Below are 15,051 nucleotides of genomic sequence, written 5' to 3' on the forward strand. Positions count from 1 at the left end.
CTTTCCCGGCCGGGCTATCGGCACTTGCCGGCAACCCGGCCCGCGGGCCATGCAAGTTGCAACCCGGGTTAAACGCCCGGGTTTTTTTATTTACAGCAGATCGGCTGCAAGCCTAGCGAGCCGGGAGCGCTCTCCTTTTAAAAGCTTCACGTTTCCGGAAATTTTTTGATCCTTAAAGCGCTCGACAACATAGGCCAGGCCGTTGTTCATCGCATCTAAATAAGGATGGTCGATCTGTTCGGTGTCTCCCATCAATACGATTTTACTGCCTTCCCCGACGCGGGTCAGAAGCGTTTTGACTTCATGCTTGGTCAGATTTTGAGCCTCATCAATGATGATGAATTGGTCAGGAATGCTTCTGCCCCTTATATATGTGAGGGCTTCGACTTGAATGGAGCCCATCCCCGCTAAAATATCATCAAGCTCCCCCGGCTTTTTTGCATTGAACAAGTATTCCAGGTTATCAAAAATAGGCTGGACCCACGGACGAAGTTTTTCTTCTTTTTCACCCGGAAGATAGCCGAGATCTTTTCCGACAGGAACGATCGGCCTTGTGACAACAAGTTTTTTAAAATTCCCCAGGTCTTCTGTCTGCAGCAGCCCTGCTGCCAACGCAAGCAGGGTTTTTCCTGTGCCGGCTTTTCCAATCAGGGTGACAAGCGGAATATCTTGTCTTAAAAGAAGTTCCAAAGCCATCGTCTGCTGTACATTTCGCGAACGTATGCCCCAAACCTGTTCCTGATCGAAAACAAGCTTTTTAACGGCTTTTCCGCTTTGATCTACGATCCCTACGGCAGAGGATGATCCGCCGAGCGCGTCCTTCATAACGACAAACTGGTTCGGACGCAACATCTCACTGCTGATTTCGTGAAGCGGCAAATCGTGATGTTCAAAAAAGGAATTCATCTGATCCGGGCGAATGTACACGTCCGTATAACCGCTGTATATATCATCATTGTCGACAACCCTGTCGTGCAAAAAATCCTCTGACATCAAGCCGATGGCATCGGCTTTGACACGGATCAGCATATCTTTGCTGACAAGGATAACCGGCCTGCCGTCTTCTTTCGTTTCCTCTTCCAGGCTGAGGTTTTTCGCTACGGCTAAAATACGGTTGTCGCTTGTTTTTTCGATAAAAATTTCTTGAAGCTGCTGAAAAGAGCGATGGTTCAGCTCGATTCTCAAGCTCCCTCCGTTTGGTAGGGGAACATTTTCATACAGCCTTCCTTTTAAACGCAAATCATCTATCAATTTAGATACGCGCCTTGCATTCCTCCCAATTTCATCCATGTAGCGTTTCTTTGAGTCGACTTCCTCCAATACGACAGCCGGGATGACAACCTCGTTATCTTCAAAAGAAAAGATTGAATTCGGATCCTGCAATAACACATTCGTATCCAGCACATAAATTTTACTCAATCTTCCGCCTCCTGATCAGGATTTTTAGCCTTTTCTTTTCAATTGGGTTAAAAGCTGATGGAGCGCCCGCTAAAATATATGTTTTTGTGAATAAAGATAGAAGGTTAATTCAACAATAAAAATTAATGAAAGCATTTTTAAGGAGGCAACCTCAAGTGCGAATCTTTTTTTTGATCCTAATTCAAACCGTTATGCTGCTTTCAGCCTGCGGCATTCAAAATAATGCCCGAAATGAAGCGAACGAGCTTCCCGGCAACAAACCGATTCAAGTAAAAAACAGCTCCCAAGAGCCGGTGAACCGTAAAGACGGGCAAGCCATCTCGCGGCGCCTTGTGAAGATCACTGAAAGCGTTCCGGGTGTCAATGATGCGACCGCCGTCGTGCTCGGCAGGCTAGCCGTCGTCGGAATTGATGTGAAAGACAATTTGGAGCGCAGCAAAGTCGAATCTATTAAGTATTCCGTGGCTGAAGCGCTGCAGAATGACCCTTACGGAGCAAACGCCGCCGTTGTCGCAGATCCCGACACCGTCAACCGCCTGCGGGCAATGGGCAGGGAAATTCAAGCGGGACGTCCTGTCAAAGGGATTCTCGACGAGCTGGCAGCCATCGTCGGGCGCGTCCTTCCTGAAGTGCCGAACGACGCAACAGACAATCAGCAAACAAATCCTACAAAATCCAACAACGACCAGCTGAATGACAGAAACCAGAAACAGCTTGAAAAGGAGCAAAATAAGCAATCGAACAAGCATATGAAAAATCGGCAGCCATAACTTTTAAAAGCCTGTGCCACTGTTTTCTTGACGGCACAGGCTTTTTCCTTTTTTCTAAAGGAGAAAATTTATTTGTCCGATTGATTAAGGTATAATGAATCGTAAGCGAGGTGAATCAAGTGAGGGTAAAGTGTTCATTGTGTGACAAAATCGAAAAAATCGATGATGACACACTCATTGCCAAACGTCTCCGAAACCGGCCGATACATACTTATATGTGCCATGAATGCAGCGAACGAATTAAAATCAAAACCGAAAACCGGATGAAAACCGGCCGTTTTAAGTTATATCCGCACAGAAAAGATAAAGAGCAGATCAAGTCGTAAAGCATGGACAAGCTCCATGCTTTTTTATCGCCTTTTTTGTTACATCAGTAACAAAATTAAAGATTATAGTTGATAAACATTTTCATTTGTAGTATGTTAAAATTGTTTCATGAGTAACAAAAAAGGAGTGATTCATCATGGATTTTGATGTACTGATCGCAGGCGGCGGCCCCGTCGGTCTGCTGACGGCTTCCGAGCTGGCTTTGGCCGGTGTCCGGACCTGTATTGTCGAACGGCTGAAAGAGCCTTCTCCATTCTCAAAAGCGCTCACACTGCATCCGCGCTCAATCGAGATACTTGAAATGAGGGGGCTTGGAGAACAGTTTAAGGAAATTGGCAAACCGATTCCTTCGGGGCATTTTGCCGGTCTGAAGACTGGATTGGACTTTTCTGCGCTTGACACGCAAGCCAATTTTACATTGTTCATCCCCCAATACGAAACTGAGAAGCTGCTTGAGGAACATGCGCGAAATCTCGGTGTCTGCATCCTTCGCGGTCATGAAGTTCTCGCTGTCCGCGAGCATGAGGAAACCGCCGAGCTCGTCGTCCAGGGACCCGACGGCCTGTCCTTTCTAACCGCTTCCTATATCGTCGGTGCTGACGGAGCCGGAAGTATCATTCGCAAACAGGCGCGCATCGCTTTTTCCGGAACTGATGCAAATATCACGGCAATGCTTGGTGATGTGTCGCTTGAAAATCCGCCGGAATCTCATTTTTATACTTGCGAGAACCGTGAAGGTGCCGTTGTGATCGTGCCTTTAGACGGCGGCATTTTCCGCGTCCTCATAACGGCGCCGCACATGCCTCAAGCTTTGCTTCACGAGCCCGTCACACTGGAAGAATTAAAAACAGAACTCAACCGCATCTGCGGCACGGACCTTGGAATGGACAGCCCGGTTTGGATGTCCCGCTTCGGAAATGCCAGCAAGTTGGCGGAGCATTACCGTTCCGGCAGAATTTTCTTGGCTGGAGATGCCGCGCATATTCATTTTCCCGCGGGAGGGCAAGGTTTAAATGTCGGGCTTCAGGACGCGATGAACCTTGGCTGGAAACTCGCGGCAAAGATCAACGGACGGTGCCCCGACTGGCTGCTTGACAGTTACCATAATGAAAGACACCCTGTCGGGGAAGCGCTGCTCGTCAATACACAAATCCAAACAAAGCTGTTTGATTTTACACGTGAAGGCCTGTACCTCCGCGAATTATTATCCGGCATTCTCGGATTTTCAGACGTCAATCGCTATCTGGCAGAACAAATTACGGCGCTCAGCGTGCAATACGAAGCAGATGAAAAGATGCCTGAACATGAGCTGAACGGAAAACGTCTCCCAGATATCGATCTGACCTTTTCAGATGGTACTGTCAAACGGCTCTACACTTTTCTCCGTGATGGACGCTTTTTATTAGCAACATTCGGGATAGAAACGAAGGAATTTTCCATCCTTCCTCACGTCCGGCGTATACAAGTGAAAGCAATTGACGGCAGGCCTGAATGGAATGGGGTAAAAGCAGCGCTGATCCGTCCCGACGGTCACGTGGCCTGGGCTGTCGACGAATCCATGGAAAACGCGGAGCAATTGATTGCCGATGGTATCCACCGCTGGTGCGGGAACTCTCACATTCAGTCTGTTTAATCATTTTGTTTCATGCGCAACAAAATGATATAATCAAAGCAGAAACATCGATTAAAGGAGCCGATTTTCTGCATGGAGCATTTAACACACGCAAAACAAGAAATATTCGATCTGTACATCAGGCTCATTCATCAGCAAGAGCAGCAAGAAACCGTCATGAAAGAGCGCATCTCCGCTGAAATGAAAAAGATGGAACGCGAATTCGGAGCTGAACTGAAACTCAACATGTCTGACATCCATACGATCAGCTGCATTGGCGACCACGAACCGATCAACGTCACCTCGATTTCCGAGAAAATGGGATTTTCAAAAGCGACGGTCTCAAGGATCACCGCAAAGCTGACCGAAAAAGGCCTCGTCAGCAAGACACAGCTCAGCGACAATAAAAAAGAAATCTACTTCCGCTTAAGCCATAAAGGGAGAAGTATTCATCACCTTCACCAGCGTGAGCACGAAAAAATCGAACAAAGGTTTAAACGATTTTTAAGCCGGTATTCAGCAGATGAGATTCTTTTTGCCAGGGCTTTGTTTCGGGACTTATTAACAGCGGATTTTCTGGCGGATACAGAAAAGACATAGCCTTCTTTGGCTATGTCTTTTCTACGTATTCGCCCCCGTCTGCTCTTTTTTCGAACGGTGCAGACGGATTTTGTAAATCGAAAGGATTAAAACGGCTACGATCAGCCCTTCTCCAACCGGCAGAAAAACGCCGAAAAAAGTTAAAAACGTACAGCCTAGCGCCAGAAAAAAGTAAATGATCGCCGTTTTCAACAGCGGCAGCCGTTTGGCGAACCCCAGTTTAAAGACGACCGCAGACAGGACGAAGATGGTGGCATAAAGCCACCACATTCCCGCCTCAGGATTCTGGTCCACTTTATAAAGAGCGGCAAAAAACGACAGCCGTTCACTTACATCAGTCAAAAAGATTCCCCTCCCCTTTGCTTAGTTGGGTTGCTCTTTTTTTAGGTTCTGCAAATGTTACGACAATCCTGCCAGCTTTTTCTTTTTCGCTGCTTTTTCGCGTTCGTTTTTGTCGAGAATTTTCTTTCTCAATCTGATGGATTCAGGCGTGACTTCGCAGTACTCATCCTCGTTCAAGTATTCAAGCGATTCTTCAAGCGACATGATACGCGGTTTTTTCATGCTGACCGTCTGATCTTTCGTCGCTGAGCGCACGTTTGTCTGCTGCTTCATTTTATTGATGTTGACGACAAGGTCGTTTTCACGGTTGTGCTCGCCGACGATCATGCCTTCATATACTTCTGTGCCCGGCTCGACAAAAATCACGCCGCGTTCTTCAACGCCTTGAATGCCGTAAGCTGAAGCTTTCCCGGTATCCATTGAAACAAGCACACCTTGGCGGCGTCCGCCGACTTGCCCAGGCTCAACAGGCTGATAGCTGTCAAACGTATGGTTTAAAATCCCGAAACCGCGTGTAAGGGAAAGGAATTCGGTTGAGTAGCCGATTAATCCGCGTGAAGGAACGTTGAAAATCAGGCGGACCTGCCCGTTTCCGTTATTGATCATGTCGATCATTTCACCTTTGCGCGCGCCCATTGATTCCATTACAGATCCGGTATGCTCTTCAGGCACATCGATTTGCACGCGTTCAACAGGCTCACAGCGAACGCCGTCGATTTCTTTAATGATGACTTCCGGCTTCGATACTTGCAGTTCAAAGCCTTCACGGCGCATGTTTTCGATTAAAATCGACAAATGCAGCTCACCGCGACCGGATACGACCCAGGCGTCAGGAGATGGCGTCGGATCGACTCGAAGGCTGACATCTGTCTGAAGCTGCTGTTCAAGGCGCTCTTCAATCTTCCTGGCCGTGACATATTTTCCTTCGCGACCGGCAAAAGGACTGTTGTTAACCGCGAACGTCATTTGAAGCGTCGGCTCGTCAATGCGCAGAACCGGAAGCGCCTCTTGATGCTCAATCGGGCAGACGGTCTCTCCGACATTGATGTCTTCCATTCCTGATACCGCGACAAGGTCGCCGGCTTTCGCTTCTTCAATTTCGACTCTTTTCAAGCCCTGGAAACCGAAGATTTTCGTTACGCGGAACGGCTTGATAGAACCGTCAAGCTTCATTAAAGCAACTTGCTGTCCGACCTTCATCGTTCCTCTGAACACGCGTCCGATTCCGATACGGCCGACATAATCATTGTAGTCAAGCAGAGCGACCTGGAACTGCAAAGGCTCCTCATGGTTATCGACAGGACAAGGAATATGGTTGACAATCGCTTCGAATAAAGCTTCCATATTTTCATCCTGCTGCTTCGGATCAGCTGAAGCGGTGCCGTTGATCGCAGAAGCGTAAACAACCGGGAATTCAAGCTGTTCTTCATTGGCATCAAGCTCGATAAACAAATCGAGCACTTCGTCAACGACCTCTTCAGGCCGGGCAAAATCGCGGTCGATCTTATTGACAACAACGATTGGCGTCAAGTTTTGCTCAAGTGCTTTTTTCAGCACAAAGCGGGTTTGCGGCATGCAGCCTTCATAAGCGTCAACAACAAGCAGAACGCCGTCGACCATTTTCATGATCCGCTCAACTTCCCCGCCGAAATCTGCGTGTCCCGGAGTATCCAAAATATTAATGCGTGTATCTTTATAGTTAATCGCTGTATTTTTCGCTAAAATCGTAATGCCGCGCTCTCTTTCCAAGTCATTGGAATCCATGGCGCGCTCCGCCACGTTTTCATTTGCACGGAATGTGCCAGCCTGATGGAGGAGCTGATCCACAAGCGTCGTTTTTCCATGGTCAACGTGGGCGATAATAGCGATATTGCGAAGATCTTCTCGAAGTTTCACATTTTCATCTCCTAAAAAATTTAGATAATCTTTCATATTATAACTGACGAACGAAGTTATTTCAATTTCTTTCAAATATCCAGCTTCGGTTGACCCTTTCTATTCAGCGCGATTTTCTGTAAACTAAGAGTAGACTTCATACTAAGGGGATGGGAAAACAGTGAAACAAATCAAATGGATATTCTTATTATTCGCACTTGCTGCAGTGATCAGCATCATGATGATCGGCGTTGCAGTCGCCGAAAAAAGCGCTGCCGGCGTCGCAATTGCCGTCGCAATTCTGATCGTCATTATGGGGAGCGGTTTTACTCTCAAAAAAAGAATGCGCGAAAAAGGCCTGCTTGAATAAAAAAGAGCCCCTTCCGGCTGAAGGGGCTTTTGATTATTAAATTCCAAAAAAACTGGCGGCAGGTTACCCGCCAGTTCTTATAAAAAGAATAAATAAATCAAAAGCATCAGCAAGTAGCCTCCGCCAAAAAGCGCTGCCCCTTTGAGAATCAGCCTTTGATAGTATGCTTTCCTGAATTTTTGTTCTTCCGCTTCTCCTGCTTCCGTTGGCAATCTGTCGTCATCATGAAAATTGACAGGTTCCCTCATCATGTCATACATTTCCCGGCAATCTGCACACGTTTTGATGTGCGCCATAACCAAATGTTCCGTTTTGCGGCTGCAATCGCCTTCTATGTATAGAGGCAGTAAATCTCTCACAAGATGACATTTCATATTGTTAAACCTCCCTGCCTTCCAAGCTTTTTTTCAGCTCAAGGCGAGCCCGGTGAAGATTGGTTTTTACCTTTGACAGTTTCCAATCGAGCACTTCCGCTATTTCCTCATAGGAAAGCTCCTGAAACTCTCTTAAAATAAGTACGGTCTGGTAATGTTCTTTCAGCCGGTCAATGTGATGTTTCAGCTCCTCCTGCCTTATGGCGTTTGCCAAATGGCGCTCAGGCATTTCAAACGTGTGCTGTTCCATGTCGCCGCAGGCCGTCACATCGGAAAACCGGATTTTTTTATCTTTTCTGTACCAGTTGATAAACGTATGATGCGCGATCGTATACAGCCGTGTTTTGATCGAGGAATGGCCTCTGAAAGACTCCAGGCCCGCAAAAGCTTTCAGAAACGTATCCTGTGCCAGGTCTTTCGCCGTCTCAAGCTGATGGGTTCGCCTGTACAAATAGTACATAATGTCATGATAATATTCCCTGTACAGTTCTTCAATCGTCTGTTTTTTATTGGAAGCCATTTAGAAAAAAAACCACACCGTCATCCAAATCGAAAGGAGCAGGAAAGCACCATACAACGAGTAAACAAAAACCATGATATGACGGAGCTGCTGACGATCATCTGCCTTTTGTATGCCGGGAAGCGTTCTATTCTCGACTGCTGCCTCTTCAGCCTGGCCTTGAAAAACCTGCTCATGCTCTTTCATCCAGATCACGGTTTCCTCTTCCAGTTCACCTTCTTGATAGAGCTCATACAAATCAAGAAACACCGCTTTTTTTTCTTCACTTGTCATCAAATTGTTTCACCTCATTTGTTACGGCATCAACCAAGTATGCATCATGTTCGTTTGAGCCGAACGGCTGGATGATGACAAGCCACGCATACCGGCTCTTTTGATCCCCGTCTGAAACAATCACAAGCTTCGTCCGTTTATAATAAACCAACCCTTTTTGATAGTGTTCAGACACTTTCCGAAAAGCCTTTTCCCCGTCTGCATATGTGTAGGGGGGCTTTTCATCCGCTTTGCGAATGTCCTTTCTCACCGTCAGATAAGCTCCCTCTTCATGCTTCGTCATGGTCCAGCTCGTATTTAATACAGCATCGCTTTCTTTTTTCTGAAATTCTATCAGATCCTTTTCTAACTCCACCCTTTTCAGCTGAGAAAGGTCTTGATCAAATAATGAAAGCAAGCGTTTTTCGAGCTCTTGTCCGCGATAAGGCAAGGCGCTTTCAGATTTGAACGTAATAGCCGTTAATGCACCTGTTACAGGATGGAACGCCATCTCCGTTCCGTCGCTTGTCTTCACGTTTATGGATGCCGAGTTGAGGCTGGATGGAAATAATAAATCAATATCTGTCAGCTGATAAGCTGAGACGGGTATACCCAGCTTACGATAGACCGCTTCAACACCCCGCTCGATATCCTGACCAGAAACGCGGGCTTGTTTCACGCTTTCTAAGTTGTAAACAGACGTGTCCTCGGAAAAACCTATCAGTGTTTCCTTCCTCCAAGTAAACCCCATTGTGCTTAATTCAGGATCCTGGCCTTCACGGTAAAATTCAACAGTAGCTTCGTCGTCATCACGGCTTACTTTTGCCTTGATTTGTTTGTCAAGTTCGCGGCCGTGTTCCCGCAGAAATTGCTTCGACCGCTTGATATACGCCTGATCGGACAGGATATTCCCGCTAGGCTCTTTTTGATTGTAATAATTGGTGATCACCCCCCGTCCAACCGTCAACGTACGCCTCGTAATCCTTCGTTTTAAAATGATAAACGTTGTGAAAATCCTGGTTGGTGGCTGACAAATAGATCAAGCTGTCCGTCGGAAAAAACGAGCTGACAGTCTGCTTCGCTTCTTTAACCGAAACAGGTTGAAAATTGGCATCAACCACGTCTGAAACCTCAGGGTGTGAGATTGTAAAAGCGGCATCTGCCAAATTGTAAAAAGGGTTAAGAAGTAGTGTGAAAAATACGGCGGTGCCCGCGGCTAAAACACGCTTCACCATCAAAAAAGGCTTTCTCGAGCCATTCAGCAAGTGATATGTCATAAGAAAACCGAGCATGGTCAGAAATACGTTCAGCGGAAAAAATTCGTAGCCGAGCTTTTTGATGAAGAAACCGCCGATCGTCACAATGTAAAAAATCAAAAGGAGAACGTAACGGTTTCTTTTCCAATAAAGCTGAAAAAACAAGCAGATCATCAGCCCCGGAACCCCGATGAGCAGCACCAATACAAGCAGCAATTGTTCGAGATCAGCCCTGTTTTCCTTTAAATAGACAGCAGAGCCGAACAGCGATTGGAAAAACGGCATCGTCATCACCGCAATGTCAAATGCAAAAAACAGCCCCTTGCCCCCTTTTTCTGCGAGTGTCATCATATAATGAAATGAGACAAGCAAAATATAGCCGAACAGCAAAAACTGCATAAAAGGCAGGAGCGCATCTTGTTCTTCTATGTACAGGTTTGAAAACTCAGCGGCTTTCATTTGGTGAGCCAATTCAAACGAAAGGGCGCCTACCAAAATCAGCCTGAGCGCGATGCCTGCGTAAAAAAAGAGGCGCCGCCTGCTCACTTTCGGATGAAATGACACGACATACAGAAGGGCAAGGCCTGTCAAACACCACTGAATGACAAGCATGCTCTGCCTGCTTAAAATAAAATAACGTTCAAAATGGAGCACATAATCACTAAATAGTTCAATCAATTTCCACCACAATTCCTTTACATCAAATTAAGGCCTCATCATCATAGACAAACGAAGTAGCATTATGTTTCAAAAAATCATAAAAAATGAGACCTGTTGTCAAACAAGTCTCATTGAAGCATCAAGCAAGGGGCAACACCATAATCACATATCGTTTTCCCTCTTTATCTTTTTCCGTTTTCAGCTGTTCAAATCCCGAACGGGCGAGCCTGTTCAGCCACGCGTCCTTTTCATATGGCACCGCCGCAAACAACGCTTTATGTCCCTTTTCTTTCAAACGTTTACCGATCGTTTCAATCACTTCTTTTGCCCGGCCTTTTTGGCGGAAATCGGGATGGACAAGAAGCGTTCCGAGCCAAGGCTTGCCGTTAGAAGGCGCCCATTCGAGATGAAAGCTCAGAGCCGCCGGCAGGCCCCTGTCTTCCCACACGAGCCATTCACCGTTATACATCGCATAAGCACTCATATAGCGTTCCAGGCTGTTTCCGTCAAGCTCTTCCTTCGCCCACCCGGGGCTTGCTTCGGCCAGCTCCTCAAAAAAGGCGAAATCGGAAGAAGAGAAAGACCTGCTATTCATGCGGCAAATATTCGTTGAAAATCGCCCGGTGAGCTGCCGGATTGCCGGCTACGATGCTGTGGTTTTCAAGAAAATTAAGCGGCTTCCCGTCAATTGTCGTATATGTTCCGCCGACTTCATCAAGCAGGATGCAGCCGGCGGCGTAATCCCAAGGAGCGAGTCTCATCGTCACATACACATCCATTCTGCCGGCTGCAACATAAGCGAGTTCCAAAGCCGCTGAACCGTATGACCGGGTCCCTCTGACGCGCTTGACAAGCGGAGATAATACGCTTGGATCGATCCGTCTGTTCTCGGTGATCCATGTCGCATTGATGGCCAGAATTGATTCTTCAAGCGGCACTTCTTTCATCTTGCCGAGCTTTGTATCATTCATGTACGCACCTTCGCCTTGAAAAGCATGATAAAGCTCTTCGTGAGTCACATCATAAATCAAACCGATTTTGCCTTTTCCGTTTTCAAAAATGCCGATTGAAATCGCAAAATTGCGTTTTTGATGAATAAAGTTCATCGTGCCATCGATCGGATCGATGATCCAAACGATGCCGTCCAAAGATGTAAGCTTGTCCCCCTGGCCTTCTTCGCCAAGAATATGATGATCCGGAAAAACCGATTGGATTTTTTCAATGAAAAAACGCTCTGTTTCCTTGTCAATGTTTGTGACAAGGTCATTTGGATTCGATTTCGTTTCGATTGTCATCTTTTCTTTCATTGACTGCTGAATTCTCTGACCAGCTTCTTTCACCCAGCTTTTCGCCAGGCGGTCGATTTCCTTCCAGTTTGTCATCACACTACCTCTTTTCTATGTATACCTGTTGACTTATTCATAGCATACTGATATTAGCCGGGAAAAATCAAGAAAAATGACAAATGATCAGGCGGCCCAGATAAAAACGAACCTCTCAAACGGTTCGTTTTTATTATGGTTTCAACCATATAATCTAATCCATTCTTTTCTGAGTCGTTCCAGTTTGCGCTTGCTCAACTCGATTTGGGTTTCATCCTTTTTTTCCATGGCTTCAAAAAGCGTTGCAAGTTCATAATCGACCTCAAGCCTCCAAACAGCGGCCCGATTGTCTTTTTCCTCTTTCAATCCTTGTTTCACAATTGGTTTCATGTGCCCTACGCCCCCTCCAGAGAAAATTGATGTCAAAGAGAATCCTTCTGGTTTTAGTCCTAAGCGTGATTTATATTAATTTCTTATTCATATCGTATGAAGTGCTCAAACATTCGCAACGTTATTCTAAAAATTGTGTGTTTACCTAACGATTCCCCAAAATCCGCGAAGCGAAACGTAATTTTTTGTTTGAAAAGCCGACTGTGATACAATATCTTTACTGATTGGACAAGGAGGAACACAATGAGCAGTCTGCGTTTTACTGAAGAGGATTTTCGTACATTTACAATAGAAGGTTTAGATGCGCGGATGAGCGTTCTGAAAGAAACCGTGCGCCCGAAACTTGAAGGGCTCGGCGATCATTTTGCGCCTGTACTGTCCGCATTGACAGGAGATGAAATGTTTGTCCACGTCGCAAAACACGCGCGCCGCTCGGTCAATCCGCCGGACGACAGCTGGGTTGCTTTTGCAAACAATAAGCGCGGCTATAAAAAGCTGCCTCATTTCCAAATTGGTTTATGGGAAACCCACGTGTTCGTATGGTTTGCATTGATCTATGAGTCTCCTCTCAAGCAGGAATACGGCCAGCTGTTTAAAAAGCATCTGCCGGACATTGAAAGCAACATTCCAAGCCGTTTTGTCTGGTCGGCCGATCATACGAAACCGGGCGTCATAAGACAGTCTGAGATGGACGATAAAGAGCTGGAGAACCTGTTTGAACGTCTCGCCAACGTGAAGAAAGCAGAAGCGCTTTGCGGTATTCAGCTTGCAAAAGACGAAGTGCTGCAAATGAGCGAAGAGGCGTTTCTATCCGAAATCGAAGCGGCTTTTGAAAAGCTCGCCTTCCTTTACCGCCTGACGCAGAAAGTATCGGTTTAAACAAAAAGGGATGGCCTGATGTGCCCATCCCTTTTTGTTTTGGATTTTCTCATTACATTTTAATTTTCGTATTTTCCGTTTGTTCCTTTGCTTTTTTGACTGCCTGATACGGAGAGTAATCGCTCGCTTCTTCAAACTGGCTGCAGAGCTTTTTTTCCTCCGCTTTTCCCGGAACGATTTCTTTAAAGCGGCGGTAAGCACTCATTAGTACATCGCGCTCAACGCCTTTTTCATAAGCGAGCTCAACCGTCTGAAAAAACGATATAACGTCTATCGCTTCCTCTGTGCTCCAGTCTTCATTCATCGGATATTGGTATCCTTCTTCCATTTGGTTCATCTCCTTGTGCAGTTCGGCCTGACGGCTTGTTTGGCTTTAGTATTGGTTTTCTTTTTTGCGACTATCCAAAGGGACAGAGAAGCCTTAAAGATGATAAAATGTTCTTTACATTCTTTCAAGAACATAATATAATTCATTTGTTTTATGCCATCAAGCAAAAACGCAAAATAACTCAACGATTTTTGATAAAGAATAGTCTTTAAGGAAATAGCAGGTTTATCATGAAGGTGGGAAAACAATTGTTGCAGCACGAAACACCCCTATATACCGGATTAAAAAAACACGCCGGCAAAAACCCGATCCAGTTCCATATACCCGGGCACAAAAAAGGCTCCGGGATGGACCCTGAATTCAGGGCGTTTATCGGAGAAAACGCATTAAGCATAGATTTAATCAATATCGAGCCTCTCGACGATCTGCACGCACCGAAAGGAATCATCAAACAGGCGCAGGATCTGGCGGCTGAAGCATTCGGAGCCGACTACACGTTTTTTTCCGTTCAGGGAACGAGCGGCGCCATCATGACGATGGTCATGGCCGTATGCGGCCCCGGAGACAAAATCATCGTGCCAAGAAATGTTCATAAATCGGTCATGTCAGCGATCGTCTTCTCAGGCGCAGTACCGATCTTCATCCATCCGGAAATTGACGATGAGTTGGGAATTTCACACGGAATCACCCCTGAATCAGCGAAAAAAGCGCTGCTTGAGCATCCTGACGCAAAGGGGCTTCTAGTCATCAACCCGACTTATTTCGGCATAGCTGCAGACTTAAGAAGCATCGTGGAGCTGGCTCATTCATTTCATATCCCTGTGCTTGTTGACGAAGCACACGGCGTTCACATCCATTTCCACGAAGATCTGCCTCTTTCTGCCATGCAGGCCGGAGCGGATATGGCGGCGACGAGCGTTCATAAGCTCGGAGGATCCCTTACACAGAGCTCGATTCTCAATATGAAAGAAGGTCTTGTTTCAAAAGAAAGAGTTCAATCGATTTTAAGCATGCTGACGACGACATCGACCTCCTATTTATTGCTCGCTTCACTTGATGTCGCAAGAAAACGCTTAGCCACAGAAGGACACGAACTGATCGAACAAACGATTAAGCTCGCTGATGAAACAAGGGATCGCATCAATGAAATCAACGGTATTTCATGCGTCGGGAGGGAAATCCTCGGCTCCAAAGCGGCTTTTAACTATGATCCGACCAAATTGATCATATCTGTGAAAGACCTCGGGCTGACCGGGCATGATGTGGAAAAATGGCTGCGCGAGTCATGTCAAATCGAAGTGGAGCTTTCTGACTTATACAACATCCTGTGCATTTTTACACCGGGAGACCGGAAAGAGGATGCGGATGCGCTGATCAAAGGCTTAGCCGACATCGCTCAGCAGGCCGCCTCTGCTGCGGAAAACAGACGCAAGCCTGAAGTGCTTCTGCCAAACATTCCAGCGCTTGCAATGACACCGCGTGACGCTTTTTATGCAAATACGGAAATTATTCCGTTTAAAAAAGCCGCCGGCAGAATCATTGCCGAATTTGTGATGGTTTATCCGCCAGGGATACCGATCTTCATTCCAGGCGAGATCATTACCGAGGATAATATCAACTACATCGAAAAGAACCTCGAAGCAGGGCTGCCTGTTCAGGGACCGGAAGATGACACCCTCCATATGATCCGCGTCATTAAAGAACAGCAAGCAATCCTGTAAAAAACAGAAAAGCATGCGGCACTGTAAATGGCCG

At 46.3% G+C, this 15,051-nt stretch carries 20 protein-coding genes; 7 read left to right on the plus strand and 13 right to left on the minus strand.

The window, feature by feature from the left end; translation table 11 throughout:
• Positions 1–90 precede the first annotated feature (90 nt).
• Positions 91–1,419 carry a PhoH family protein gene (locus M1D90_RS13600; RefSeq protein ID WP_020451266.1) on the minus strand — a complete coding sequence of 443 codons (1,329 nt, stop codon included), beginning with the start codon at positions 1,417–1,419 and terminating at the stop codon, positions 91–93.
• A gap of 155 nt (positions 1,420–1,574) precedes the next feature.
• On the opposite strand from M1D90_RS13600, the gene M1D90_RS13605 reads away from it, so the two are divergent.
• The 4 genes from M1D90_RS13605 to M1D90_RS13620 all read left to right on the plus strand — a co-directional run bounded on the left by M1D90_RS13605 (position 1,575) and on the right by M1D90_RS13620 (position 4,728).
• Positions 1,575–2,189: a YhcN/YlaJ family sporulation lipoprotein gene (locus tag M1D90_RS13605; RefSeq protein ID WP_020451265.1), complete on the plus strand. Its 615-nt coding sequence runs from the start codon at positions 1,575–1,577 to the stop codon at positions 2,187–2,189.
• A gap of 119 nt (positions 2,190–2,308) precedes the next feature.
• Positions 2,309–2,515, plus strand: a complete 207-nt coding sequence (locus M1D90_RS13610) for a YlaI family protein (protein WP_003181456.1) — start codon at positions 2,309–2,311, stop codon at positions 2,513–2,515.
• Positions 2,516–2,652: 137 nt separating this feature from the next.
• Complete coding sequence (locus tag M1D90_RS13615; RefSeq protein ID WP_456282824.1) at positions 2,653–4,149, plus strand: monooxygenase; 1,497 nt, start codon at positions 2,653–2,655, stop codon at positions 4,147–4,149.
• 72 nt (positions 4,150–4,221) lie between these two features.
• Complete coding sequence (locus tag M1D90_RS13620; protein ID WP_020451263.1) at positions 4,222–4,728, plus strand: MarR family transcriptional regulator; 507 nt, start codon at positions 4,222–4,224, stop codon at positions 4,726–4,728.
• Between the two features lie 21 nt (positions 4,729–4,749).
• Here M1D90_RS13620 and M1D90_RS13625 read toward each other — a convergent pair whose 3' ends face one another.
• Both M1D90_RS13625 and typA read right to left on the minus strand, forming a co-directional pair.
• On the minus strand, positions 4,750–5,070 hold the full coding sequence (locus M1D90_RS13625) for a YlaH-like family protein (RefSeq protein WP_003181448.1): 321 nt from the start codon (positions 5,068–5,070) through the stop codon (positions 4,750–4,752).
• A 57-nt stretch (positions 5,071–5,127) separates the two neighbouring features.
• Entirely contained in the window at positions 5,128–6,966 is a 1,839-nt protein-coding gene (gene typA, locus M1D90_RS13630) for a translational GTPase TypA (protein ID WP_020451262.1), read from the minus strand.
• 160 nt (positions 6,967–7,126) lie between these two features.
• Between typA and M1D90_RS13635 the strand changes: the two genes are divergently transcribed.
• Positions 7,127–7,315 (plus strand): YlaF family protein, encoded by a 189-nt coding sequence (locus M1D90_RS13635; protein ID WP_020451261.1) that lies wholly within the window; start codon positions 7,127–7,129, stop codon positions 7,313–7,315.
• Positions 7,316–7,392: 77 nt separating this feature from the next.
• Here the strand turns inward: M1D90_RS13635 and M1D90_RS13640 are convergent, their stop codons facing one another.
• The 8 genes from M1D90_RS13640 to M1D90_RS13675 all read right to left on the minus strand — a co-directional run bounded on the left by M1D90_RS13640 (position 7,393) and on the right by M1D90_RS13675 (position 12,089).
• The gene (locus tag M1D90_RS13640; RefSeq protein WP_020451259.1) at positions 7,393–7,689 is read right to left on the minus strand and encodes an anti-sigma factor family protein; all 297 of its coding nucleotides are present in this window, start codon (positions 7,687–7,689) and stop codon (positions 7,393–7,395) included.
• 4 nt (positions 7,690–7,693) lie between these two features.
• On the minus strand, positions 7,694–8,209 hold the full coding sequence (locus M1D90_RS13645; protein WP_456282825.1) for a sigma-70 family RNA polymerase sigma factor: 516 nt from the start codon (positions 8,207–8,209) through the stop codon (positions 7,694–7,696).
• Complete coding sequence (locus M1D90_RS13650) at positions 8,210–8,482, minus strand: hypothetical protein (RefSeq protein WP_456282826.1); 273 nt, start codon at positions 8,480–8,482, stop codon at positions 8,210–8,212.
• Positions 8,472–9,428, minus strand: coding sequence for a hypothetical protein (locus M1D90_RS13655; protein ID WP_456282827.1), 957 nt, complete (start codon positions 9,426–9,428; stop codon positions 8,472–8,474). Before M1D90_RS13655 ends, M1D90_RS13650 begins: the two co-directional genes overlap by 11 nt.
• Positions 9,376–10,329: a hypothetical protein gene (locus M1D90_RS13660; protein WP_456282828.1), complete on the minus strand. Its 954-nt coding sequence runs from the start codon at positions 10,327–10,329 to the stop codon at positions 9,376–9,378. Before M1D90_RS13660 ends, M1D90_RS13655 begins: the two co-directional genes overlap by 53 nt.
• A 187-nt stretch (positions 10,330–10,516) precedes the next feature.
• Complete coding sequence (locus tag M1D90_RS13665) at positions 10,517–10,972, minus strand: GNAT family N-acetyltransferase (RefSeq protein ID WP_146873456.1); 456 nt, start codon at positions 10,970–10,972, stop codon at positions 10,517–10,519.
• Positions 10,965–11,759, minus strand: coding sequence for an inositol monophosphatase family protein (locus tag M1D90_RS13670; RefSeq protein WP_245118686.1), 795 nt, complete (start codon positions 11,757–11,759; stop codon positions 10,965–10,967). Before M1D90_RS13670 ends, M1D90_RS13665 begins: the two co-directional genes overlap by 8 nt.
• 141 nt (positions 11,760–11,900) lie before the next feature.
• Positions 11,901–12,089, minus strand: coding sequence for a hypothetical protein (locus tag M1D90_RS13675; RefSeq protein WP_020451253.1), 189 nt, complete (start codon positions 12,087–12,089; stop codon positions 11,901–11,903).
• Positions 12,090–12,332: 243 nt separating this feature from the next.
• Here M1D90_RS13675 and M1D90_RS13680 point away from each other — a divergent pair, with 243 nt between their 5' ends.
• Positions 12,333–12,968, plus strand: coding sequence for a YktB family protein (locus tag M1D90_RS13680; protein WP_128822377.1), 636 nt, complete (start codon positions 12,333–12,335; stop codon positions 12,966–12,968).
• Between the two features lie 52 nt (positions 12,969–13,020).
• Here the strand turns inward: M1D90_RS13680 and M1D90_RS13685 are convergent, their stop codons facing one another.
• Complete coding sequence (locus M1D90_RS13685) at positions 13,021–13,296, minus strand: UPF0223 family protein (protein ID WP_020451251.1); 276 nt, start codon at positions 13,294–13,296, stop codon at positions 13,021–13,023.
• 5 nt (positions 13,297–13,301) lie between these two features.
• Positions 13,302–13,556, minus strand: a complete 255-nt coding sequence (locus tag M1D90_RS13690; RefSeq protein ID WP_023857271.1) for a hypothetical protein — start codon at positions 13,554–13,556, stop codon at positions 13,302–13,304.
• Here M1D90_RS13690 and M1D90_RS13695 point away from each other — a divergent pair.
• Complete coding sequence (locus M1D90_RS13695; RefSeq protein WP_095290397.1) at positions 13,545–15,017, plus strand: aminotransferase class I/II-fold pyridoxal phosphate-dependent enzyme; 1,473 nt, start codon at positions 13,545–13,547, stop codon at positions 15,015–15,017. The genes M1D90_RS13690 and M1D90_RS13695 overlap by 12 nt on opposite strands.
• Positions 15,018–15,051 lie beyond the last annotated feature (34 nt).

This window comes from Bacillus sp. JZ34 (genome assembly GCF_053903205.1).